The sequence below is a fragment of the Haloferax sp. DFSO52 genome, assembly GCF_048158745.1.
Taxonomy (GTDB): domain Archaea; phylum Halobacteriota; class Halobacteria; order Halobacteriales; family Haloferacaceae; genus Haloferax.
In genome coordinates this window covers 1,198,704-1,222,006 of sequence record NZ_JBLOPB010000001.1, presented here as the reverse complement: position 1 = coordinate 1,222,006, position 23,303 = coordinate 1,198,704, and the positions used below count along the sequence as shown (strand labels likewise).

General features: G+C 62.4%; 23 protein-coding genes. 17 read left to right on the top strand and 6 right to left on the bottom strand.

Annotated features, from left to right (window positions below):
* Positions 1-385: 385 nt before the first annotated feature.
* Genes mbhE through mnhG form a run of 7 tightly spaced genes read left to right on the top strand, consistent with a single transcriptional unit; the run spans position 386 to position 6,564 of the window.
* Positions 386-2,791, top strand: a complete 2,406-nt coding sequence (gene mbhE / locus ACK3SC_RS06310; RefSeq protein ID WP_416839263.1) for a hydrogen gas-evolving membrane-bound hydrogenase subunit E — start codon at positions 386-388, stop codon at positions 2,789-2,791.
* Positions 2,788-3,261 carry an MnhB domain-containing protein gene (locus ACK3SC_RS06305; RefSeq protein WP_416839262.1) on the top strand — a complete coding sequence of 158 codons (474 nt, stop codon included), beginning with the start codon at positions 2,788-2,790 and terminating at the stop codon, positions 3,259-3,261. The genes mbhE and ACK3SC_RS06305 overlap by 4 nt, the downstream gene beginning before the upstream one ends.
* On the top strand, positions 3,258-3,602 hold the full coding sequence (locus ACK3SC_RS06300; RefSeq protein WP_416839261.1) for a sodium:proton antiporter: 345 nt from the start codon (positions 3,258-3,260) through the stop codon (positions 3,600-3,602). The genes ACK3SC_RS06305 and ACK3SC_RS06300 overlap by 4 nt, the downstream gene beginning before the upstream one ends.
* Complete coding sequence (locus ACK3SC_RS06295; protein WP_416839260.1) at positions 3,599-5,293, top strand: complex I subunit 5 family protein; 1,695 nt, start codon at positions 3,599-3,601, stop codon at positions 5,291-5,293. The genes ACK3SC_RS06300 and ACK3SC_RS06295 overlap by 4 nt, the downstream gene beginning before the upstream one ends.
* Positions 5,293-5,889 (top strand): Na+/H+ antiporter subunit E, encoded by a 597-nt coding sequence (locus ACK3SC_RS06290; protein WP_416839259.1) that lies wholly within the window; start codon positions 5,293-5,295, stop codon positions 5,887-5,889. The genes ACK3SC_RS06295 and ACK3SC_RS06290 overlap by 1 nt, the downstream gene beginning before the upstream one ends.
* Positions 5,882-6,175 carry a monovalent cation/H+ antiporter complex subunit F gene (locus ACK3SC_RS06285; RefSeq protein ID WP_416839258.1) on the top strand — a complete coding sequence of 98 codons (294 nt, stop codon included), beginning with the start codon at positions 5,882-5,884 and terminating at the stop codon, positions 6,173-6,175. The genes ACK3SC_RS06290 and ACK3SC_RS06285 overlap by 8 nt, the downstream gene beginning before the upstream one ends.
* Positions 6,172-6,564 carry a monovalent cation/H(+) antiporter subunit G gene (mnhG, locus tag ACK3SC_RS06280; protein WP_416839257.1) on the top strand — a complete coding sequence of 131 codons (393 nt, stop codon included), beginning with the start codon at positions 6,172-6,174 and terminating at the stop codon, positions 6,562-6,564. Before ACK3SC_RS06285 ends, mnhG begins: the two co-directional genes overlap by 4 nt.
* A 51-nt stretch (positions 6,565-6,615) precedes the next feature.
* Here the strand turns inward: mnhG and coaBC are convergent, their stop codons facing one another.
* Genes coaBC through ACK3SC_RS06265 form a run of 3 tightly spaced genes read right to left on the bottom strand, consistent with a single transcriptional unit; the run spans position 6,616 to position 9,599 of the window.
* Entirely contained in the window at positions 6,616-7,770 is a 1,155-nt protein-coding gene (gene coaBC, locus ACK3SC_RS06275) for a bifunctional phosphopantothenoylcysteine decarboxylase/phosphopantothenate--cysteine ligase CoaBC (protein WP_416839256.1), read from the bottom strand.
* A 60-nt stretch (positions 7,771-7,830) separates the two neighbouring features.
* On the bottom strand, positions 7,831-8,619 hold the full coding sequence (locus ACK3SC_RS06270; RefSeq protein ID WP_416839255.1) for an FAD-dependent oxidoreductase: 789 nt from the start codon (positions 8,617-8,619) through the stop codon (positions 7,831-7,833).
* A gap of 59 nt (positions 8,620-8,678) precedes the next feature.
* Positions 8,679-9,599, bottom strand: coding sequence for a hypothetical protein (locus tag ACK3SC_RS06265; protein ID WP_416839254.1), 921 nt, complete (start codon positions 9,597-9,599; stop codon positions 8,679-8,681).
* A gap of 127 nt (positions 9,600-9,726) precedes the next feature.
* On the opposite strand from ACK3SC_RS06265, the gene ACK3SC_RS06260 reads away from it, so the two are divergent.
* From ACK3SC_RS06260 to trkA (ACK3SC_RS06245), 4 genes are all read left to right on the top strand, one after another.
* On the top strand, positions 9,727-10,263 hold the full coding sequence (locus tag ACK3SC_RS06260) for a type II toxin-antitoxin system RatA family toxin (RefSeq protein ID WP_416839253.1): 537 nt from the start codon (positions 9,727-9,729) through the stop codon (positions 10,261-10,263).
* A 159-nt stretch (positions 10,264-10,422) separates the two neighbouring features.
* Positions 10,423-11,760, top strand: a complete 1,338-nt coding sequence (gene trkA / locus ACK3SC_RS06255; RefSeq protein ID WP_416839252.1) for a Trk system potassium transporter TrkA — start codon at positions 10,423-10,425, stop codon at positions 11,758-11,760.
* Positions 11,761-11,883: 123 nt separating this feature from the next.
* Complete coding sequence (locus tag ACK3SC_RS06250; protein ID WP_416839251.1) at positions 11,884-13,488, top strand: TrkH family potassium uptake protein; 1,605 nt, start codon at positions 11,884-11,886, stop codon at positions 13,486-13,488.
* A gap of 124 nt (positions 13,489-13,612) precedes the next feature.
* Positions 13,613-14,950, top strand: coding sequence for a Trk system potassium transporter TrkA (gene trkA / locus ACK3SC_RS06245; RefSeq protein WP_416839250.1), 1,338 nt, complete (start codon positions 13,613-13,615; stop codon positions 14,948-14,950).
* 123 nt (positions 14,951-15,073) lie between these two features.
* On the opposite strand, the gene ACK3SC_RS06240 is transcribed toward trkA (ACK3SC_RS06245), so the two are convergent.
* Positions 15,074-16,618, bottom strand: coding sequence for a TrkH family potassium uptake protein (locus ACK3SC_RS06240; protein ID WP_416839249.1), 1,545 nt, complete (start codon positions 16,616-16,618; stop codon positions 15,074-15,076).
* Positions 16,619-16,814: 196 nt separating this feature from the next.
* Between ACK3SC_RS06240 and ACK3SC_RS06235 the strand changes: the two genes are divergently transcribed.
* The 4 genes from ACK3SC_RS06235 to ACK3SC_RS06220 all read left to right on the top strand — a co-directional run bounded on the left by ACK3SC_RS06235 (position 16,815) and on the right by ACK3SC_RS06220 (position 19,946).
* On the top strand, positions 16,815-18,200 hold the full coding sequence (locus ACK3SC_RS06235) for an APC family permease (protein WP_416839248.1): 1,386 nt from the start codon (positions 16,815-16,817) through the stop codon (positions 18,198-18,200).
* Positions 18,200-18,337, top strand: a complete 138-nt coding sequence (locus ACK3SC_RS06230) for a hypothetical protein (RefSeq protein WP_416839247.1) — start codon at positions 18,200-18,202, stop codon at positions 18,335-18,337. The genes ACK3SC_RS06235 and ACK3SC_RS06230 overlap by 1 nt, the downstream gene beginning before the upstream one ends.
* Positions 18,330-18,992, top strand: coding sequence for a potassium channel family protein (locus tag ACK3SC_RS06225; RefSeq protein ID WP_416839246.1), 663 nt, complete (start codon positions 18,330-18,332; stop codon positions 18,990-18,992). Before ACK3SC_RS06230 ends, ACK3SC_RS06225 begins: the two co-directional genes overlap by 8 nt.
* 69 nt (positions 18,993-19,061) lie before the next feature.
* Positions 19,062-19,946, top strand: a complete 885-nt coding sequence (locus ACK3SC_RS06220) for a hypothetical protein (protein ID WP_416839245.1) — start codon at positions 19,062-19,064, stop codon at positions 19,944-19,946.
* A 30-nt stretch (positions 19,947-19,976) separates the two neighbouring features.
* On the opposite strand, the gene gatA is transcribed toward ACK3SC_RS06220, so the two are convergent.
* Together gatA and gatC are read right to left on the bottom strand one after the other, a co-directional pair.
* A complete protein-coding gene (gatA, locus tag ACK3SC_RS06215; protein WP_416839244.1) occupies positions 19,977-21,248 on the bottom strand; it encodes an Asp-tRNA(Asn)/Glu-tRNA(Gln) amidotransferase subunit GatA in 1,272 nt (423 codons plus the stop codon).
* Complete coding sequence (gene gatC, locus ACK3SC_RS06210) at positions 21,248-21,526, bottom strand: Asp-tRNA(Asn)/Glu-tRNA(Gln) amidotransferase subunit GatC (RefSeq protein WP_416839243.1); 279 nt, start codon at positions 21,524-21,526, stop codon at positions 21,248-21,250. The genes gatA and gatC overlap by 1 nt, the downstream gene beginning before the upstream one ends.
* Before the next feature lie 208 nt (positions 21,527-21,734).
* On the opposite strand from gatC, the gene ACK3SC_RS06205 reads away from it, so the two are divergent.
* Together ACK3SC_RS06205 and ACK3SC_RS06200 are read left to right on the top strand one after the other, a co-directional pair.
* Complete coding sequence (locus ACK3SC_RS06205) at positions 21,735-22,742, top strand: transcription initiation factor IIB (protein ID WP_416839242.1); 1,008 nt, start codon at positions 21,735-21,737, stop codon at positions 22,740-22,742.
* 77 nt (positions 22,743-22,819) lie between these two features.
* Positions 22,820-23,293, top strand: coding sequence for an NUDIX hydrolase (locus tag ACK3SC_RS06200; protein ID WP_416839241.1), 474 nt, complete (start codon positions 22,820-22,822; stop codon positions 23,291-23,293).
* Positions 23,294-23,303 lie beyond the last annotated feature (10 nt).

Sequence of the window (23,303 nt, the reverse complement as noted above, 5' to 3'; positions counted from 1 at the left end):
AATCTTACCCGTGGATTCGACTGACGAGCTTCGAGAACGAACTCGCAGACGGCGTTCACCGTACCACCACGTCGGTGCAACGTCGTGAACGTGTTCGGTACCACCGAATCGAACACCGTTCGGTCACGAGTAACGAGACTCGTCGTTCACAGAACACGAACTCGCTCGGAACGTCCAGCGGCACACCAGTGTCTCTCGGATATTCAACGCACGAGTCGCGCTCTAATACGTATACTCGCTGTGTGAGGATATAAAATTTCACCTGAAACGAACAATCTTGAAGTCAGAACTGTTCGTGAAGAAGCGACTGCAGCGCTGTCACACGTTCGTTGCAGAGTCATCGGGTTTGGCAACACCTAAGTCTGCGCTTCTCGCAATTTCCGGCGTGCAACCCACACTGGAAGTCGTCCTCGCAATCGTCTTCCTGCCGTTTCTCGCGGCGGCGTTCACCCCGGCCGTCTATCGGCTACTCGGTGAACGCACGGCGTACTTTGCGGCTGCCGTCGCGCTGGTCACACTCGGCCTCGTGACGGACCAATATCTCGCGGGGGCGCATGGAACCGTCTCGGTCGACTGGATTCCCTCGCTCGGCATCTCGCTGGCGTTCTACGTAGACGGGTTGGCGTTACTCATCGCCTTCCTCGCCAGCGGCGTCGGCGTGCTCATCCTCACATACTCTGGGGGCTACATGCACGGCGAGCCGGGTCAGGCGAAATACTACGCGACGTTGCTGGCGTTCATGGGGTCGATGCTCGGGGTGGCACTCGCAGGTGACCTCGTCGCGCTGTTCGTCTTCTGGGAACTGACGAGCCTCTCGTCGTTCATCCTCATCGGCCACTACACCGACGAGGAGGCGTCCCAGTACGCCGCCCGGAAGTCGATGATCATCACCGTCTCTGGTGGCCTGTTCATGCTGGTCGGATTCATCCTTCTCGTGTGGGCATCCGGCCAGACGACGGTCATCGACGGAACGACCTACAGCATCCCACTCCTCATCGAACACGCCGACGCCATCCGTGAGGTGCTGATGGCGTCTGCCCTCTTCGTTCCGGTCTTACTCCTCGTCGGACTCGGGGCGGCGACGAAGTCGGCACAGGTTCCGTTCCACGTGTGGCTTCCGAACGCGATGGAGGCACCGACGCCCGTCTCTGCGTTCCTCCACTCCGCGACGATGGTGAAAGCCGGCGTCTACCTCGTCGGTCGCTTCCGACCGCTGTTCCTCCCCGAAGAGGCGGCGGTTCTCGGTGACTGGACGCTCGTCTTCGCCGTTCTCGGTCTCTTGACGATGACTGTCGCTGCGATCCTCGCGGTGAGTGCGACAGATATCAAGGAACTACTGGCGTACTCGACTGCCTCACACCTCGGACTCATCATCGGCGCGTTCGGCTTCGCAAACAGTTACGGTGCCGAAGCCGGCGCGTTCCACATCCTGAACCACGCGAGTTTCAAAGCGGCACTGTTCCTCGTCGCGGGTATCATCGCCCACGAAGCGGGGACGCGACAGATCGAGAAACTCGGTGGGCTTCGAAAACACCTGCCTTTCACTGGTGTTATCGCCGTCGTTGCCTCGTTGTCGATGGCGGGCCTCCCGCCGTTCAACGGCTTCTACTCCAAAGAACTGCTCTTCGAATCGACCTATTACGCCGCCAAAGACGCAGGTGGACTCGCGTGGATCTTCCCGGTCGTTGCAGTGTTCGGGAGCGTCTTCACGTTCCTCTACTCCATCAAGTTCGCCTCGCTGTTCTTCGGCGACGAACCGGCGGAACTGGGACACGTCCACCGACCACCGGTCGTGATGCTCGTTCCACCGGCCATCCTCGGCGTTCTCGTACTCGCCATCTCGGCCGCGCCGAACGTCTTCATCGAGGCGCTCATCGGGTCCGTGTACGGAAGTGTCACCCCCGGTGAAGCCCACTCGTTCTCGGTGCACTTCCCGACGGAACTGACGCCGTACGTCCTGATGAGCCTCGTCACCATCGCCGTCGGTGCCATCTCGTTCCCGTTCTACGACCGCATCCACGACGCGATCAACGCGATACTTCGCGGGCCGGTCCGTGCGAACTGGTGGTACGACAACTTCGTCGAAGGCCTGACGAGAGTCAGCGTCGTCACGACGCCCAAGATTCAGACCGGGCTCCTTCGCACGTACGCGACGTGGGGTCTGTTTGGATTCGTCGCTCTCGCACTGGGTGGCTACGCCGTCGCAGGCGTGTCGATGCCGGCGATTTCCGGTCTCAGTGTCTCACTCCCCATCGTCCTCGTCCTCCTGGTCGCACTCGTCGGTGCGTTCGCCGTCGACATCGCGCCGTCGCACGTCGCTGGCGTGCTGACGCTCTCTATCGTCGGATTCATGGTCGCAATCTTCTACATCCTCGCCGACGCGCCGGACCTCGCGCTGACGCAACTCACCGTCGAGACGCTCGTGTTGGTCATCTTCCTGCTCGTCTTGGACCGCCTCCCGGCGTTCTACGGCGACGCACCCGACCGATTCGTCTCACTTCGTGACGGTGTTCTCTCGGTGGCCGTCGGTGCGACGGTGTTCCTCACCGTCCTCCTCTCGACGGACGCCTCGCCGGACCCGCTCCTCAAGGACTTCTTCGTCGCCCGTGCAGGCGTCCCTGCCGAACACGGGCCCGTCTTCACCGACTTCGGTGGAGGGTCGAACATCGTCAACGTTATTCTCGTCGACTTCAGGGGAATCGATACCATGGGCGAGATTTCGGTCGTCGTGATGGCGTCGCTCGCCATCTTGACGCTGATTCGAATGCGAGGACAGGGTGAGAGCCAATGACTGGTTCTTCGCGCCGCACGACGGTTATCTCGATGACCGTCGCTCGCATCTCCGTCCCCATCATCCTGGTGACGGCCATCGCACTCCTCTTCCGCGGGCACAACCTGCCCGGCGGCGGATTCATCGGTGCCGTCCTCGCGGCGGCAGCCTTCGCGCTGGTGTACGTCATCTTCGGTCTCGACTACCTCCAGCGGGAGGTTCTCGACATCTCCCCCGACGGGTCGGACCAACACCAACTCGTCGAGAGTTATCGCTGGATGGCGTCGCTCGGCCTCGCGCTCGCAGTCGGGTCGAGTCTCGCACCCATCCTGTACGACTTCCCGTTCCTGACGCAGGGGGTTCTCTTCCTCGAACACCTCCCGATTTACGGTGAACTCGAACTCGCCAGCGCGTTCGCGTTCGACCTCGGCGTCTTCTTCGCCGTCGTCGGTGGGCTGCTCACGATCGTCGGGGAGGTGGGGAACGAATGACCGAAGTCTTCCTCGCCGGCGTCCTCGGCGTCCTCTTCAGCATCGGTACGTACCTCGTGCTCCGACGCGACGTGGTTCGCGTCGTCTGGGGTGTCAGCATCATCAGTCAAGCAGCGAACGTCTATCTCGTCACCATGGGTGGGTTCGACGGACTCGCGCCCATCCTCTCGGGACACGGCGGCGGCGGCCCCGCACCGACCGACCCACTCGTCCAAGCGCTGGTGCTCACCGCCATCGTCATCGGATTCGGGACGACGGCACTCGCCCTCGTCTTGACCTACCGGGTGTACGAGGAACACGGAACCATCGACATGTACGAACTCGGAGGGAGTAGCAGATGAGCACGCTCGTCATCGCACCGCTCCTCGTGGCGCTCGCGACAGCGATTTTGACGCTGCTCGTGCGCCCGAGCGATATACTCCAGCGGACCGTCAGTCTCCTCGGCGGCATCGCCTATCTCGGCGCTGTCGTCGCGTTGTTCGACGCCGTGTTGCTCCCGCTCGGAAGCGAGTCGGAGATTCTGGTCTATCAGGTGTCCGACTGGGCCGCACCGTTCGGTATCACACTCGTCGCAGACGGCCTCTCGGTGTTCATGCTGGGTCTGGCCGGACTGGTGTCCCTCGTGGCACTCGTCTACTCGATCGCCTTCATGGGCAGATTCGCCCAGCGACTGAGTTACCACCCCCTGTACCACTTCATGATGGTCGGCGTGACGGGGTCGTTCCTCACTGGCGACATCTTCAACCTCTTCGTCTGGTTCGAAGTGATGCTCATGTCGAGTTACATCCTCGTGCTGTTCTACTCCGGGCGCGAACACACCCGCGCGGCGCTCAACTACGTCGTGCTCAACCTCATCGGGAGCGCGGTGATGCTCGTCGCCATCGGTGGGCTCTACAGTACGACGGGGACGCTCAACATGGCCGACATGGCCCGTCGCCTCGCCGACCCGGCGGCGTACGACATCGCACTCCTGCCGGTGCTCGGCCTCTCGGCCGTGTTGTTCTCGGTGTTCGCGCTGAAGGCCGGTCTCGCACCCTTCCAGTTCTGGGTGCCTGCGGCGTACCGCGCCGCACCGGCACCAGTGACGGCGATGCTCGCAGGTGTCGTGAAGAAAGTCGGCGTCTACGCGATCATCCGCCTCTACTTCACCATCTTCGCCGCCGCGTCGCTCGACATCTCGTTCCTCGGCATCACTGGAGATTCGTTCCTCGGCTTCTTCGGTCCGGTCATCTTCGCGATGGGGGCGGTAAGCATCGTCCTCGGCGGAATCGGTGCTGTCGGCCGCGACGACCTCGACGGCATCCTCGCGTACTCCTCTATCAGTCAGGTCGGATTCATCGTCCTCCCACTGGCAGTGGCCGCGACGGCCCCGACCGAGGCAGTCGAACTTCTCGGCGTGACTGCCGCGCTCGTCTACGCGTTCAACCACGGACTCGCGAAGAGTCTCCTCTTCCTCGCCAGCGGGACCATTCAGGACGTCGTCGGCAGTGACCGTCTTTCGGACCTCGGTGGCCTCGCCAACCGGGCACCGGTCCTCGCCGCTGGCTTCTTCCTCGGCGCGTTGACGCTCATCGGCGTCCCGCCGCTTTCGGGCTTCTTCGGCAAGTTCCTCGTCTTCCAGTCGGCCGCAGACGCGCTCGCCGCCGGTGCGACTGGGTCGGCACTCGCCCTCGCAGTCGCGCTCGCCGGCGCGATTCTGACGATTGCCTACTACACCCGAGCGTGGAATCAGGTGTTCTGGGGACGCACGACCGAGATGGTCGATGCGACGCTCCCCGCACGCTGGACGCTCGGACCGGCCACTCCGGCGATGACTGACGGTGGCAACGGCGGACTCGAACGACTCGAACTCACCACAGAGGTGACCGCCGTCGTCGTCCTCGCACTCGCCGCAGTCGGGTTCGGTATCGGCTTCGAAGCAGTCTTCCAGGTCGCCGATGCGGCGGCCCACGCTGCACTCGACACCAACACCTACGTCGACGCCGTCTTGCACGGACCGGGCGTCGGCCTCGAATCGGGAGGTGGTCACTGATGAGTCGTCGGTGGCCAATAACCGGCCTCGCGCTGGCCGTCCTGTGGTTGTTCGTCCGCGGCGTCGACCTGACGCCACAGCGACTCCTCGAAGAGTTCATCATCGGCCTCGGCGTCGGGATGGGAATCGCCTTCTTCTTCCGGCGGTTCTACAGCGACGAAACTGGCATCCAGCGCAGCATCCGCGTCGCCCCGTACACAATCCTGTACGTCTCGACGTTCCTGTGGGAACTCCTCACGGCTAACGTCGACGTCGCACGGCGAACACTGTCGCCGTCGATGCCCATCGATCCGGCCGTGGTCGAAGTCCCGCTCCGCGTGCGCACGCCGCTTGCGATTACGACGATTGCGAACAGTATCACCCTCACTCCGGGGACGTTGACAATGGATTACGACGACGACACCAACTCACTGTACGTCCACAGCATCGACGGGAGCGACCCGGCGGCCATCCTCGAACCCATCCGCCGCTGGGAAGATTACGCGCTCGTCATCTTCGACGAAGAACTGAAACCCGGCGACCCGGCACCGCAAGCGCGGGTCACGGAGAAGAATGAGCGCACTGTCGCCACAGCAGGAGGTGAACAGAATGGCTGAACCGGCGTATCTCGGCGTGATGGAGACCATCCTCTACGGTGGCCTCCTCCTCGCAGCGGGCCTGACGCTCCTCGTGAGTTATCGGGTTATCCGCGGGCCGACGGTGCCTGACCGCGTCGTCGCACTCGACACCATCGGGACGAACGTCGTCGCCATCGCCGTGCTGTACGCCATCTGGACCCAGCAGGGCTACTTCGTCGGTGTGAGCCTCGTCCTCGCCATCATCGGCTTCATCAGCACGATTACCGTGGCGCGATACGTCACGGAGGGGGACATCGTCGAATGACCGCAGAGAGCGCGGCCGCTGTGACGGTTGGCCCCGTCCGTGCGGCCCTCGTCATCCTGTTGACGCTCGTCGGGAATTTCTTCCTCGTCGTCGGGACCATCGGCCTGCTCCGGTTCCCCAACGTCTACAACCGGATGCACGCCACGTCGAAGGCGACGACGCTCGGTGCGGCGTCCATCGCCCTCGCGGGGACAGTGTACTACCTCCCCGCCGGGGACGGACTGATGTCACTCGTGACGGTGGTGTTCTTGTTCCTCACTGCCCCGACTGGCGCGCACATGATTTCGCAGGCCGCCCAGCGGATGGGCGTGCCGTTCCTCAACGGCGTCCAGTGGCCGGGTGAACAGAACGACCTGATGCGAGAAGGCGACGCTGGCGGCGACGACTGACCGTCGGCGCGTCCAGTCGGTCTCTTTTCTCGTCGCCGGTCTCTTTTCTCGTTACAGTTCGAGTTCGAGTTCGGCTGCGACCCGAGCGCCGAGTCCGGCTTTCGACCCGGTGAACTCGCTCGTCTCGCCGTCGCGAACGACGAGTGCTCGTGTCTCGTCTTCGCCCATGACGGACGCGTCGTTGGCGACGACGAACGCGAGCCCGACGCGGTCCATGATTCGTCGTGCTTCTGCGACCATCGACTCGTCGTCGCCGCTGGTCTCGGCTTTGAATCCGACGATAGTGAGGTCCGGATGCGACTCCCGGACGGTGTCGATGAGTTTCGGCGCGGGTTCGAGGTCCAGTGTGAGCGCCTCCCCCGACCGAATCTTCTGGGAGGCGGCCTCGACGGTGAAGTCAGAGATGGCCGCCGCAGAGACGAGTGCATCTGTGCCGGCATCGACCGCCGCCTCGACAGCGGCGAGCATCTCGGCGGCAGATTCGACCTGCTTCACGTCGGCGTAGTGAACAGCTGGTCCGTCGTGGACGACCGTCACGTCCGCGCCGCGAATCGAGAGGGCGCGCGCGACGGCGCGGCCAGTCCGCCCCGACGCACGGTTCGAGAGCGTTCGAATCGGGTCGATAGATTCGGTGGTCGACCCGGAGGTGACGACCACGGACTTCCCGGCGAGCGTCTGCTCCGTGACCGCTTTCGCGACGCCCGTGACGATGGCGTCTTCGGTGGCAATCTTGGCTTTCCCCTCTTCGATTCGCGGGTCGACGAACTCGACGCCCCACGATTCGACGCGGTCGATGGCGTCGAGGACGCCCGGGTGGTCGTACATCGGTTCGTGCATCGCAGGGGCGACGACGACCGGAACGCCCGCCCCGAGCGCGGTTGTCGCGCACGTCGTGACCGGTGAGTCGTCGATGGCGGCGGCCATCTTGCCGACCGTATTGGCCGTCGCTGGTGCGACGAGGAACACGTCGGCCCACCCGTCGCGACCACAGAGTTCGACGTGTTCGACGCGGCCGGTTATCTCGGTGACCACGTCGTTCTCGGTCGCGAATTCGACCGCCCACGGGTGGATGATACCCGTCGAAGCGCCAGTCATCACTGCTCGCACGGACGCGCCCTGTCGGCGGAGTTCGTGCGCCAACTCGACGACCTTCACGGCCGCGATACTCCCTGTCACCCCGAGTGCGACGTTGACACCTTCCAGCATTCACTCGTCTCTGCGCCCGCTATCGGTTAAAAGGATTCGCGTCTGAGAGCGAGAATCCGGCTACTCGTCGAGTCGGCCGAGTTCGTCGTCGACGAGACTCGGATGCGTCCGTTGCGGTTCCGGATGTCGCTCGGCGAAGAACGCACGCATGACCTCACGCGACTCGGTTTCGCGGCGCTCGCGCTCGTCTGCATCTATCTCTTCGCACGCCGGTGGAACCTCCCGGCCACGGCCGGTGAAGTAGCCCTCAGGAGCGACCCAGTCGTTGTAGAACGGCGTCTCAGAGTCGTGAATCAGCGTGATTGCCGTCTCAGCGGCGTCACCAGCGGCGATGACCGTCTGGTGGTAGATTTCTGTGAGTCGGCCGGCGGCGTACAGACCTGGAACGTTCGTCCGACCGAGTTCGTCGACCTCGACGTACGTCTTCGACCCCGCCTGTCTGAGTTCGCACCCGGTTGCTTCGAGATACGACGCGTCGGACCACGACGCGGCGACGACGCGCGTCGCCGTGAGTTCGACGGTATCGTCTTCGTCGCCGTCGGTTTCGACCGTCGCGCCGAACAGTGGGTCGTTGTCGGTTCCGAGTACGTCGAGTGCGACGACGCGGCCAGTGAGCGTCTCCGTGCCGGCACGGGTCGCCTGCTCGTCGAGCAAGTCGGTGAACAGTCTGCTGTTGACGCCGGCAGGGAATCCGGGAACGTTCTCTAAGTGGGCGTTCCGTCGCACGATCGATTCGCCTGCGTTCACGACCAGCGTGTCGAGGCCAGCACGGGCAAGAAACGTCGCTGCGGTGCGCCCTGCGACGCCCCCGCCGACGACGAGTACGTCACGTGGATTCGTCTCGTCCATACCACCGCTTCGACGAGAGGCGAATAAAACGACGCGATTGTCGTCGCCGGAGTGGGTGCTCAATCTTGATGGAGCGAGAGACCGGAATCGTTGAGCCAGCGGTTCTCTGCGACGTCGACACTGACGAGTCCGTCCGACTCGCCCGCGTGGCAGATGTGGACGCGAAGCCGCCACCGCGACTCAGAGAGCGCTTCGCCGTCGATGAACCGGACCGACTTCCCGGGAACACGTCGCAGCAGGTCGATTGCGATGGGGAGCGTCGGGATTCGTCCGGTTCGTTCTGCAAGTGTGTACTCACCGAACGTGCACTCCCAGCACCGGCGGTCAGCGTCGTCGCCGCCGTCGTCCTCGGCGTCTCCGGCGGACGGAATCGGGCGGGCAGCGTAGCCATCGATGAATCCGACGGATTCGAGGTGACGGAGCGTCGCTCCGACCGGATTCGGCGTGCGGAGTCGAGGGAACATGTCTGCGGCGCGTTCGATGACTTCCGTCTGTTCGGCGTCGGACAGTCGAACGTCCATCTCGCTCATGAGACTCCACACCATCGTGAGACAGAAGTCGGCCTCGTCGCCGACGATTTCGGCGAGCGTGAGATACGTCTCCATCGCGGCAGATTCGACCTCGCGGTGGCCTAACGCAGAGAGCGACTCGAACACCGCACCAGAGATGTCGTGACAGAAGAGCGAAAACCGCGTCTGTTCGTCCTCCGGCGTCGTCGGCAGTGGGACGATCGGCGTCGGCGACACCTCGTGGACCAGCGGGTCGTCGAACGGGAGTGTCGGGTCGTAGCGTCTGAGTGCGGACCGATAGCTCCCCGCGAGTTCGGCCGCTTCGCCGGCCGTGTGCCGGTCTTCGAACGCCAGGCCTGCGACTGCTGACGGTGCGATGCCACTGCGACCACACACCACCTCGAAGTCACCATCCGGGCACGACAGAGACTGAATCGCCGCCCGGATGTCCCGCAGGGTCGCCCCCACCATTACGAGTATACGTCCTTAGACGCCTGAATTATAGATTGCGATGCTGTCCACAGACCCCGTGGACTCGTCGTGAGACACCGTGACAGTAGTCCACAAGGCTTAGTTCGCCCCGGACACATCGAAGTTCGTGGACGAGATTGCCGTCAGTACCGTCGTCTACTTGCCCCCCGAAGAGATATACGAGTGCCTCGTCGATTTTCCGCGATACGCGGAGTACTCTGACCACCTTCGAGAGGTGCGAAAACGAGGCGACGGAACGCCGGGGACCAGATATCGACTGTACTTCACGTGGTGGAAGTTGCACTACACCGCCGAGTCGAAGGTGACAGACATGACGCCACCACATCGTATCGACTGGGTCGTCACCAAAGATATTCACGCGGTTGGTCGGTGGCGAATCGAAGAACTCGAAGAACTCCCGTCCGACGCTCCTGTCGACGCCGAGACGGCCTCTCGTGTCTTCTTCGAAGTCGAATACGACCCGAGCACTGTCTCGGCGGGCGATATCGACCTGCCGCGATTCGTCTCACTCCGCTGGGTCATCAAGAAGTTGAAACCGGTCCTCGAGACCGAAGCAGAGCACATCGTCGAACGAATCGTCGCCGACATCGAGGGCCGCCCTCGCCACGTCGACATCACGATTAACACCAGTAATCGAAGATGAATCTCGACCGAGGTCGCATCCGCTGGAACCCGAGTGCGGCGAACGGCCGGTGTGCTGTTTGCCGGGGGGTGCGGTATCGTCCACCGTACCGGAAGACGAAGGGAAATGCACATACGCGCCCGCAGTCCAACGGAGAGGTATGACAAGGGTTGGTCCAACGTGCGCGTAATTATCGTCGGTGCCGGTCAGGTCGGGTCGTCGATTGCCGCGGACCTGGACACCACGCACGAAGTCGTCATCGTCGACTGCGACCCCGAACGGGTCGACGAGCTGAACTATTCACTCGACGTGCTGGCGATTCACGGCGATGGCACCTCGGTCGGAACGCTCGAAGAAGCAGGTATCGAACGCGCCGACATGGTCATCGCCTCCACCGACGACGACGAGACGAACATCGTCGTCTGTGCCACCGCAAAGGCCGTCTCGTCGGCGTTCACTATCGCCCGCGTCAAGAACACCGAGTACCTCCGGACGTGGCAACACTCCGAGAAGGCCTTCGGCGTCGACTTCATGGTCTGTACGAATCTGTTGGCCGCAGAGTCCATCGTCCGGGTCGTCGGCCTCCCTGCAGCGCGCGACGTCGACCCGTTCGCGGATGGGAAAGTGCAGATGGCCGAGTTCGAGATCGACGACGAGAGTCCGGTCGCAGACCAGACCGTCAGCGAGGCGGACCGATTCGACTCGTTGACCTTCGCCGCGATTCTCCGCGACGGTGCAGTGACGATTCCCCGTGGTGACACCATCATCCGACCCGGTGACCGCGTGGTCGTCATCGGGAGCCCGAAGAGTGTTCAGGGGTTCGCCGAGACCATCTCGCCCGCAGAGGCGACGGGTGCGGCCGAAGAAGTCGTCATCGTCGGCGGCAGTGAAATCGGCTACCACGTCGCTCGCCTCCTCGAAGAACGCGGGTTCAAACCGCGACTGCTCGAACGGGACCCCGAGCGCGCCCGCGAACTCGCCGAAGACCTGCCCAACACCATCGTCATGGAGAGCGATGCCACCGACATCGACTTCCTCGAACGGGAGTACATCGGTGACGCCGACTTGCTCGTCTCGGCGCTCGAATCCGACGAGAAGAACTTACTCGTCTCGTTGCTCGCGGCACGTCTCGGTGTCGAACGGACCGTGGCCGTCATCGACACCACGCCGTACGTCGAACTGTTCGAAGCAGTCGGCGTCGACGTGGGTGTCAGTCCGCGCGAAGTCGTCGCCGAGGAGATTACACGCTTCACGCGAGAAGGCGGCGCAGAGAACGTTGCACTCATCGAATCCGACAAGGCAGAAGTGCTCGAAATCGAAGTCGATACCAACAGCGTCCTCGCTGGCAAGCCGATTCGGAAGTCGGTGGCGTCGCTCCCGCAAGGCGTCGTCATCGGTGCAATCACCCGCGCGGGCAAGTTCATCACGCCCCGCGGTGACACCGTCATCGAACCGGGCGACCACGTCGTCGTCTTCGCCGACAGTTCCGTCATCGGCGACGTCGCTCCGAAACTCTAAGGCCGACTCACTGGCCTCCGAGCGTATTCCCGACAGTTCGACCAGTTACCACGTCACATGCTCTCGTAGGCGGGTCCGAACCCGAACAGGGAAGAACCCTGCGTCCGGAACGTTCGCTCACGGATGAAACTGCGCGTCGATTACAAAGCAAGCCTTCGTCTCGTGGGGACGGTTCTGAAATATCTCGCAGCCCCTCTCTGTTTTCCACTCGTCGTCGCGCTCTACTACGGGGAGTCGGTGATACCGTTCGTCGTCACCATGGCCATCACCGTTCTGGTTGGGATGGGACTCGAACGACTCGCCGAAGAGCCCGATATCGGCGCACGCGAGGGCTTTCTGATGGTCGCATCGACCTGGTTCGCGGTGACGCTCGTCGGTGCGATCCCGTTTCTCATCGAGGCCCACGGCGTCCCCTTCGTGATGCCGGCGCTCCACCCCGACTCGACTCTCGGGAACCCGGTGAACGCACTGTTCGAAACGATGAGTGGCTTTACGACCACTGGGGCGACGGTGCTCGGCGATATCTCGTTCGAGTCGCACACCCGCAGCATCATGATGTGGCGACAACTCACCCAGTGGCTCGGCGGGATGGGTATCGTCGTCCTCGCCGTCGCCATTCTTCCCGAACTCTCGGTCGGTGGTGCCCAACTGATGGACGCGGAGGCACCCGGCCCCGGTATCGAAAAGCTCACCCCGCGTATCGCCGAGACGGCGCGTGCGCTCTGGGGTGCGTACCTCGGACTCACCGTCCTCGAAATCGTCCTCCTCTACGGTCTTCACGTCACCGGCAACGCACCCAATATGGACGTGTACAACGCCATCGCTCACGGGTTGACGACGATGCCGACTGGCGGGTTCTCGCCCGAAGCGCGAAGTATCGAAGCGTTCTCTGCGGCCGCACAGTGGGTCATCATTCCCTTCATGGTCGCTGCCGGGACGAACTTCGCGCTCTTCTGGCACGTGCTGACGGGCGACCCGAAGCGCCTCGTTCGAGACACGGAGTTCAAATCGTATCTCGGCGTCATCGGCGTCATCTCGGCCATTCTCGCCGGCGTGCTCTTCCTGGGAGGCGGTCTCGTTTCCGCGGCACCGATAGGTGAGACGTTCGACCAGAGCTATCTTGACAGCATACAACTCGCCATCGTCGGGCATATCGAACCGTCGCTTCGCCAGTCGACGTTTCAGGTGGTCTCTATCGTCACCACGACTGGCTACGCCAGCATGGACTTCAACGCGTGGAGTTCGACGACACAGTACGGGCTGCTCTTTGCGATGTTCATCGGCGGGTCGGCCGGTTCGACCGGTGGAGCCATCAAAATCGTTCGCTGGTACGTCATCGTGAAATCACTCCGGCGGGAGTTGTTCACCACCGCCCATCCCGAAGCGATTCGTCCCGTCAGACTCGCAGGCCGTGCCGTCGACGAACGCGCGATTCGTGGTATCTACGCCTTTACGCTCCTGTATCTCGTGCTGTTCTTCGTCTCGACCGGCCTGCTCCACCTCGATGCCGTCCGAACCGGCCTCGAACTGAGTGTGCTGGAGACGATGAGTGCCGTCGCGGCGACGCTCGGAAACGTCGGGCCGGGATTCGGTACCGTCGGCCCGATGGGGAGTTACCTCGACTTCTCGAACAGTTCGAAACTGTGGATGGTGCTGCTGATGTGGATGGGCCGACTGGAGATTCTCCCCGTCTTCGTCCTCTTTACGCCCGAGTACTGGCGTCGGTAATCGCGACGCAGTTTTCGCCTCGGTCGGGAGCCCCGTTCGATGTCGATTCGAGTCGCCGGAGCACAAATGTTGATGGGAGTGCTACCTCACGTCAGAGTATGGAACGGACGCGAGGGAGTCAGTCGTGCGCGTAGTCATCGTCGGCGCGGGAGAAGTTGGCTCGAACATCGCAGCGAGCCTCGCAGATGCACACGACGTGGTCGTCGTCGATTCTGATTCAGACCGCGTCGAGGAACTAAAATATTCACTCGACGTGCTCGCGATACAGGGAGACGGGGCGTCTATCGAGACGCTGGAGGACGCAGGCGTGGGAGACGCAGACCTGCTCATCGCCAGTACCGACCACGACGAGACGAATCTCGCGACCTGTGGAACGTCGAAAGTTTTGGGAGACGCCTTCACTATCGCACGGGTCAAACAGGTCGGATTTCTGCGGACATGGGAACGGAAGTCCAGCGCGTTCGGCGTCGACTTCATGGTCTGTTCGAACCTGCTCACCGCAGAAGACATCGTCCAGATTATCGGCCTTCCCGCGGCAGTCGATGCCGAGTGGTTCGCAAACGGCCTCGTCCAGATGGCCGAGTTCGAAATCGGTCAGGAGAGCCCACTCGTCGGAAAGACGGTCCGCGAGGCCGACCAGTTCGACCTGCTCACCTTCGCCGCGATTCTCCGTGACGGCGACGTCGAGTTACCTCGCGGCGACAGCACACTGAACAGCGGTGACCGAATCGTCGTCATCGGGCCGCCAGAGCGGGTCCACGAGTTCGCATTGACCGCGTCTCCGTCTGCAGCGTCGGGCGACACCGAGACTGTCTTCGTCGTCGGTGGGGGCGAAATCGGCTACCAAACCGCCCGGTTGCTCCAAGAGCGGGGAATCAAACCCCGTCTCATCGAAGAAGACCCCGACCGCGCACGCGAACTCGCGGAGAAGTTGTCGAAAACGCTCGTCTTGCAGTTCGATGCCACCGACACCGACGCGCTCGAACGAGAGAACTTCGGGAGTGCAGACACCGTCGTCGCAGCACTCGAAAGCGACCAGGAGAACCTGCTCGTCTCGCTCCTCGCCAAACGCCTCGGCGTCAAACAGACGATTGCAGTCGTCGAGACGGGTGAGTACCGCGAGGTGTTCGAGGCAGTTGGGGTCGATGTCGCGGTGAACCCCCGTGTCGTGACCGCCGAAGAGATAACGCGAATCACGCGTGAAGAGCCGACTGAGAAACTTACCTTCATCGAAGACGACCGGGCAGAAGTCGTCGAAGTCGAAGTCGGTGAAGACAACGCACTCACGGGTGCGCCGATTCGTGAGTCGATTCCACGACTTCCGAAGGGTGTCGTCGTCGGTGCCATCGCGCGACGGAGCGAACTCGTGTCGCCGCGGGGAGATACGGTCATCGAGGCAGGAGACCACGTGGTTCTCCTCGTCGATGCTGATGTCTCCGAAGAAGTCATCGCCGCCATCTGACGGGCAAACACAGTCTGTAAGGCGGGTGGTTCCGGAGCTGTGAGGCGGGCGGGTGTATCCGACGCAGTGAGGCAGGCGGGCGGTACCCAAGGTGGTGAGGCTGACGGATGACACCCAGCGTTTTCACGCCCGCCAGTACGACGGCGTCAGGATGATGAGTACCGAGAGAATCTCCAGTCGGCCAATCCACATCAAGAAGACCATATAGAGCTTTGCAGCGTCCGAAAACGGCAGGAAGTTGTTCATCGGGCCGGCGATACCGACGCCCGGCCCGACGTTGCCGAGGGTGGCTATCGCGACGCCGACTGCTTCGATACCGGAGAGTTCGAGGCCGATTCGGAGGCTATCGAGATAGATGAGCACCGTCGAGACGGCGAAGATACCGAGGAACGTCATGGTGAAGACGAACAGGCCGCGAATCGTCGAGTCGTCGATGACCTCCTCGGCGAGTCGGACCGGTCGCACCGCATCCGGGTGTACCGACGTGAAGAGTTCACGGACGGTTGCCTTCTGGATGAGATACCACCGGATTATCTTGACCGACCCTGCCGCAGACCCGGCGGACCCGCCGAGGAACATCGCCAGGAGGAGGATGGTCTGCGCCGACTGGTCCCACGTATTGAAGTCCATACTGGCGTAGCCAGTCGTGGTGACGATTGCGACAGTCTGGAAGACGGCCTGCCGAACCGAGTGCTCGACGTTCCCGGGTATCGGGTCGATGTTCGCTGGAAGTGAGGCGAGGCCGAGGCCAGTAAACATGAGCACCGCGAGAATCAGACTCACCGCGCCCATCACCAGAAGATACGTTCTAAACTCTGCGTTTTTCGTCAACTGGTCGGGTTCGCCTGCGAGAACGTACCAGAAGAGCGCGAAGTTCGTCCCCGCGATAATCATGAAGAAGGTAATCGCCCACTGAATCGCCGGCGAGAACGCTTCGACACTTCGCGCCTCCGGAGAGAATCCCCCCGTCGGGAGCGTGGTCAGCGCGTGTGCGAGCGCGTTGTAGAAATCCATGTTCGGTGCCACGCCGGCGAGATGGAGGCCGTAGTAGACGAAGACGGCAGCGACGGTGAAGCCGATGTAGATCTGCCAGAGTGCGCGTGCCGTGTCTCGAATCCGTGGCGTCAATTTCTCGATCGACAGTCCCGGCGCTTCTTGGTCGATAACCTGTGCCCCACCGACCGAGAGTTCGGGGAGAATCGCCACCATCAGGACGACGATACCCATCCCGCCGAGCCACTGCGTCACCTGCCGCCACATCAGAATCGACCGGGAGTGTTGCTCAAACGAAATCTCACCGAGCACCGTCGCCCCAGTGGTCGTAAAGCCACTCATGCTCTCGAACAGGGCGTTGACCGGGTACGCAACGGTTCCCTGTCCGGCGACGAGATACGGAATCATCCCGACGAGCGGGACGGCAAGCCACGTCAGACTCACCATCAAGAACGCCTCGCGGTGGCCGAGGTCCGGGTCTGTTCGAAGTCGTTCGAGTCCAACTCCGACGACGAGCATCACGGCCATCGCGACGAGAAATGGGACTGGACTCTCCCCGTAGTAGAGTGCGACAACGATAGGCAACAGCGGCGGGAGGGCCATATACTTGAGTACAGAGCCGAGAAAGCCCAGACTCGTCCGGTAATCGACGACCGTTTTGAAGTTCGCGTTCATCCTCGTGTTCACGTCTCATAAAAAGTAGCACGCATATGATTCCTTAGGTAGGTGATGGGCCGCAACGTCACCACACTCCCAGCAGCGGGCGTCGGTATGGTTGACTTCGCCCTGACATTTATCATCGGGGGTATTGTTTGTTCACTTACATACGTATGGCGACTCGACGACTGACCGGGGTCGAGCGGGGTGCGGCGTGAGTCACTCCGGCGGGCGTGAACCCTCGGTGAGCCTCAGTCTCTTAGACGCGACGATGGTCGGCATCGGTGCGATGATCGGTGCCGGGATCTTCGTGTTGACCGGACTGGCGGTCGATATTTCGGGGCCTGCAGCCATCGTAGCGTTCGCACTCAACGGCGGCGTGACGACTTTTACAGCGCTCTCGTACGCAGAGTTAGCGTCGGCAATTCCGCGGAATGGTGGCGGCTACGCGTACGTCCGCGAGGTGTTTTCGGCCCCCGTCGCCTTCGTCATGGGGTGGACCCGGTGGTTCACGTACATGATTGCCGGGTCGCTCTACGCACTCGGGTTCGCGTCGAACTTCCTCGAATTCGGCCACATCTACGGCTACACGCTCCCGGGCCCACCGGTGCTGTACGCACTTGGTGCCGTCGTGGCCCTCGTGGCGCTCAACGCACTCTCGACAGAAGCGTCTGGCCGGGGAGAGACGGCGATTACGCTCATCAAAATCGCCATCCTCGCCATCTTCGTCGCGTTCGGGCTGACGGCGACGAAAGTTTCAGAGTTCGACCCGCTGTTCACCAAGGGGCCGCTTGCGGTGTTGCCCGCGATGGGGCTGACGTTCATCGCGTTCCAGGGATACGACCTCATCGCCACCGTCACCGAGGAAGTGGAGAACCCGAAGAAGAACATCCCCAGAGCGATTTTACTGTCGGTACTCGTCACCGTCGTCGTCTACCTGCTCGTGGTCTTCGTCGCAATCGGGACACTCGGCGCAGATGACCTCGCCGGAGCAGGAGAGACGGCCATCGCACAGGCCGCAGAGGGGTTCATGCCGTCGTTCCCGATAATCGGGACGGGTGCGTCACTTATCGCCTTCGGCGCAGTGTTCTCGACGATATCCGCGCTCAACGCCGTCGTCATCGGGTCGTCGCGAGTCGCGTTCGCGATGGGTCGCGAACGCCAGTTACCCGCGCAACTCGGGCGGTTCCACCACCGGTACGGAACGCCACTCGTCGCGATTCTCGCTTCTGCGGTGATGATGCTCGTTGCCGTCCTCGTCGTCCCGATTCGTATCGTCGGCAATCTGGCGAGTCTCTTCTCGCTTCTGGGGTTCATCATCGTCAACTACGCGTTGATTCGACTCCGCCGCCGACAACCCGACCTCCAGCGCCCCTTCGAAGTGCCGTGGTATCCGGTGACGCCGGTTCTCGGCATCGTCTGTAACGTGATACTCGGACTGTTCATCGACCCGTTCACGTGGCTGCTGGCGCTCGGGTGGTTGCTCTTCGGCGGGGCCGTCTACCTCGTGTTGTCACGGCGGGACGACATCGGCCCCACTGGGACACCCGAGATTCAGGAACCGGAGCCAATCCAATCGTCCGACGGAGGTGACGACTGATGTTCGCGACAGACTCGAACGACGAACGCACGCACAACTACAACGAACGCACGCACGACCACGACGAACCCACGCACAACCGACCACAGCACCGCGACGACTACCTCAACACGACACGAACGATACCCCATGTCTGAATCAGCAACACACGACTTACGCGTCATCATCGCCGGCGGCGGTGAGATGGGCCTCAGAACAGCCGAACTCCTCGACGACCGGGGACACGACGTCGTCATCATCGAGTCCGACTCGCACCGCGTTTCCGAACTCGGCGACAGATACGTCGCCACCATCATCGAGGGCGACGCGTCCCGCCCCGAGATACTCAGACAGGCACAACCGGAGCGCAGCGACGTCGTCGCCGCGTTGACCGACGACGAGACGACCAACTTCGCCGTCTGCATGGCCGCCCAGCGGATGTCTGAGGTCAGAACTGTGATGCGAATCTCCGAGACGGCAGACGAGCTGTACGAAGAGTTCGTCGATGGCATCGTCTTCCCGGAACGTCTGGGTGCCCGTGCCGCGACGAACGAAATCGCAGACGGTGGCGTCAGAACCATCGAAGACATCGCCGGGAGCGTCGAAGTCGTCGAAGTCGAAGTCGCCGACGACGCACCAGTCGCCGGCAAGCGACTCGACGAAGTTCGACTCCCGCGCGGCAGTCTCATCATCGTCGACTACCGGGGTGATAGACTCGGTGGCCCCGACACGGTGCTCGAAGCAGGCCATCGGTACGTTCTCGCCGTCGAATCGGACGTGGCGGACGAAGTGATGAATCTGTTCAGGGGGTAGTCTCTCTGTCGGATTCAGAGTCGTCAGTTCCCTGAAAACTTATTCCGGACCGCGGTCGGACTGTGAACGATGCCCTCCACTCGTTACTCCCGACGAGGCGTTCTCAGCCTCGGTGGGAGCACGCTCGCCCTCTTCGCTGGTTGTCTCAGCGAAGCACCGTCGTCAGAAGGTGAGTCCGGAACTCCCGAGAGCACGAGGCAGGCGAATCAGACGACGACTGCGCCACCCACGACCAGTCCCGCCGACATCACCGTCTCGAACGTCGAAGTCGCCCCGGAACTCGTCGGTCTCAACTCGCCGGATTCGATTGGGACAGTCGGAAAGAGAGACGAACAGTTCGTCCTCGTCACCCTCCTCCTCGGTGGCGAATCTAGACCACCCGTTGAGGAGTTCTCACTTTCGACCGACGAGGGCGAGTTCTCGCCGATTCCGCCGGACGACTTACCGGCGTACGGTCACCTGTGGGGTCGCGGGCCGGCGTACGGGAGTCGTGCATTCAAGGACGACTCCAAACAGTCTGGCTATCTCGTCTCCCGAGTCCCCAAGCCACTCGAATCCTCCGACGTAGTGTTTCGCGGCCCCGGTGGACAGTTCACGCTCGGTTCGAACGCTCGGGAGACGCTTGCTCGTCCACCGACCGAGTTCGCAGTGAGCGACGTCACTGCACCGGAGACTGTAGAGAGTCTAACAGAGATGTCGATTTCGGCGACTATCGAAAACGTCGGGTCGGCAGACGGAACGTTCGTCGGTGCACTCAATCGAGTCGGACCACACGTAGCCTACACACCAGTCAAGCGTGTCTCGCTCGACCTCTCAGCCGGCGAGTCGACGACGTGGACGTACTCGTACCGACCGAAACTGACCGGCGGCAATGCCCCACTGCCGATGCGATTCAAACTGAACTGGCGCGACGGACGAGTTTCGACCGAGACGACGGTCGAATGGCCGTCCTGAGTAATTGAGAGGGGACCTCCCCTCGAAAAATTAGTTCTCGACGGCCGACGCCGCGCGGATAATCGTCTCTTCGTCGAACTTCGGACCGATGAGTTGGAGGCCAACCGGAAGGCCCTGCGTCTCGCCCGCCGGGACGGAGATGGCGGGGAGGTTGGCGAGGTTCACCGGGACGGTGTTGGCGTCGGCGAGGTACATCTGCAGTGGGTCGTCGAGGCTCTCACCGAGTTTGAACGGCGGGACGGGCATCGTCGGCGATGCGACGACGTCCACGTCTTCGAACGCCGCGTCGAAGTCCTGTTTGACCCACGCGCGGGCGTCCTGCGCCTTCGCGTAGTACTTGTCGTGGTAGCCTGCGGAGAGCGCGTACGTGCCGAGGAGGATGCGGCGCTTGACTTCTGGGCCGAACCCTTCCTCGCGAGCGCGGGCGAAGGCGTCGTTCCAGTTGCCCTCGTAGCCACCGGATTTGCCGTAGCGGACGCCGTCGAAGCGTGCGAGGTTCGAAGACGCCTCGGACATGGCGATGACGTAGTAGGCAGCGACAGCCTTCTCGACGGACGGCATGCTAACTTCGTGGTACTCAGCACCCTGTGCTTCGAGTTCGTCGAGTGCGGCCCAGAAGGCCTCTTTGACGCCCTCGTCGGCACCCTCGACGAGTTCCGTCGGGACGCCGATGGTGAGTCCCTCTACGTCGCCGGTCGCGGCCGAGGCGTAGTCGGAGTCGGCACCTTCGTCGTGGGTGGTGCCGTCTCGCTCGTCTGGGCCGGCGATGACGTCGAGCAGGCCTGCTGCCTCTTCGACAGTCGGTGCAATCGGGCCGATTTGTTCGAGGGAGTTCGCGTATGCGACGAGGCCGTAGCGCGAGACGAGGCCGTAGGTTGGCTTGATGCCGACGACACCACAGAACGCGGCGGGACAGCGAATCGAGCCACCCGTGTCGGACCCGAGTGCGAGATCGGCTTCACCGGCGGCGACGGCCGCGGCAGAACCGCCCGAGGACCCGCCGGGGACGCGCGATTCGTCCACGGGGTTCTTCGTCGGGCCGAACGCCGAGGTTTCGGTGGTCGTTCCCATCCCGAACTCGTCCATGTTGGCCTTGCCGACGATGGTCGCGCCCGCGCCTTTCAGCAGTTCGACGACCGTCGCGTCGTAGGGTGGGACGTACTCGTCGAGCATCGCAGAGCCACAGGTCGTGCGGACGCCCTTCGTGGAGATGTTGTCCTTGACGGCGACCGTCTTCCCGCTCAGGGGGCCGTTCTCGTCACTCTCGACCGTCTCTTTCGTGATGAATGCGTTCAACGACATCAGGACACCCGTGGACCTTTGAAGTAGCCGTCTTCAGTCTCTGCGGCGTTCGAGAGCGCCTCTTCTTGTGTCAGTCCCTCGCGGACTTCGTCGGGACGCATCACGTTCACCAGTTCGTCTTCACGGTCGACTTCGGGAACCTCGTCGAGGGCATCGAAATACTCGAGGATGTCCGCGAACTGCGTCGCAAACTCCTCGACTTCCTCCTCGTCGAGGTCGACTCGTGCCAACTCGGCGACGTGTCGTACCTCGTCGGCGTCGACGGGCGTATCGCTCATATATCGGAGGTAACGGAGGCCGGGAGTAAGGGTTTCGGTGTGCGCCCTTTCGGTTCCCTCCTGAATGGCCTTCGCCCAGACCGACCCACTGAACTGTTCACGTGATTCGACCGAATTCAGTCGTCTGGCTGCCGTCAGATATAAGTAACCGGGGTCGATACGAATAGACGGAGAACGACCGTTCCCAGTTGCTTCTCTCGCACACAAAATGACAGATAGTGTCCGACAATTTACGACCGACGACGCGCGCGTGCGCAAGCAGGATAACGAGAAAACTGACGGCAAGCAGGTGGCCGGCCGCGGCCACGACGAGACAGTCGTATGTCCCGAATGTGGGTCGACGACGCTCATCTCTGACACGGAGCACGGAGAGACGGTTTGTGACGACTGTGGCCTCGTGGTCGAAGAAGACGAGATCGACCACGGCCCTGAGTGGCGAGCGTTCAACTCCTCGGAGAAAAACAGTAAGTCCCGCGTCGGTGCACCGACGACGAACATGATGCACGACAAGGGGCTTTCGACCAACATCGGCTGGCAGAACAAAGACGCCTACGGACGCTCGCTCTCGTCGCGCCAGCGCGAGAAGATGCAACGTCTCCGCACGTGGAACGAACGCTTCCGCACTCGCGACTCGAAAGAGCGGAACCTGAAGCAAGCACTCGGCGAAATCGACCGGATGGCCTCCGCGCTCGGCCTTCCAGATAGCGTCCGCGAGACGGCTTCGGTCATCTATCGCCGGGCGCTCAACGACGACTTGCTCCCCGGACGGTCCATCGAGGGCGTCGCCACGTCGTCGCTGTACGCCGCCGCCCGCATGGCGAGTACGCCACGCTCGCTGGACGAGATTACGACCGTCTCTCGGGTCGAGAAAGACGAAATCGCCCGGACGTATCGGTACGTCGTCCGCGAACTCAAACTCGAAATCAAGCCCGCGGACCCCGAGCAGTACGTCCCCAGATTCGCCAGTGACCTCGGCCTCTCCGACGAGTCTGAGCGACGCGCACGTCAACTCTTGAAGACCGCCAAAGAGCAGGCAGTCCACTCAGGAAAGTCACCGGTCGGCCTCGCTGCCGCCGCCGTCTACGCTGCCTCGCTGCTCACCAACGACAAGGTGACCCAGAACGAGGTTTCGGACGTTGCGAACATCTCCGAAGTCACCATCCGGAATCGCTACCACGAGCTGCTCGAAGCGGAAGAGCAGATTCAGATGCCGTAGTTCGCCCTCGATTTTCACCGTCCGTATCGAACGGATGCTTCCGCAACACCGATACGCCATCCCCTAGAGCTTCGTCCATGGAGACGACGCGACATTTCACGGCGACAGTCTATATCGTCAACGACGGTGCTGTGGCCCTCCATCGACACGACCGTCTCGGCATCCGAATCCCGCCGGGTGGCCACGTGGACAGAGACGAACTCCCGCACGAAGCAGGTCTCCGCGAAGTCCGCGAAGAGACGGGTCTCGACCCTACACTCGTCGACGACACCGACGACGTTCCCGCACCGGCCGGTGAGACGCTCCCGCAGCCACGCCAGCAGATGCTCTACGACATCAACGTCCACGACGACGGAACAGTCGGCCACCAGCACATCGACCATATCTACTACGCCCACGTGGACTCTCGCGACATCGACCCTGCACCGGGTGAGGCCGACCCAGAGGTGTGGGCGTGGTACGACCCTGAAGACCTCCGCGAGAGCGATATCGACCCGGATACGGTGCAGTTCTCACTGGACGCTATCGAAGTCGTTGACGGAAATTCGTAACGGAGAGACG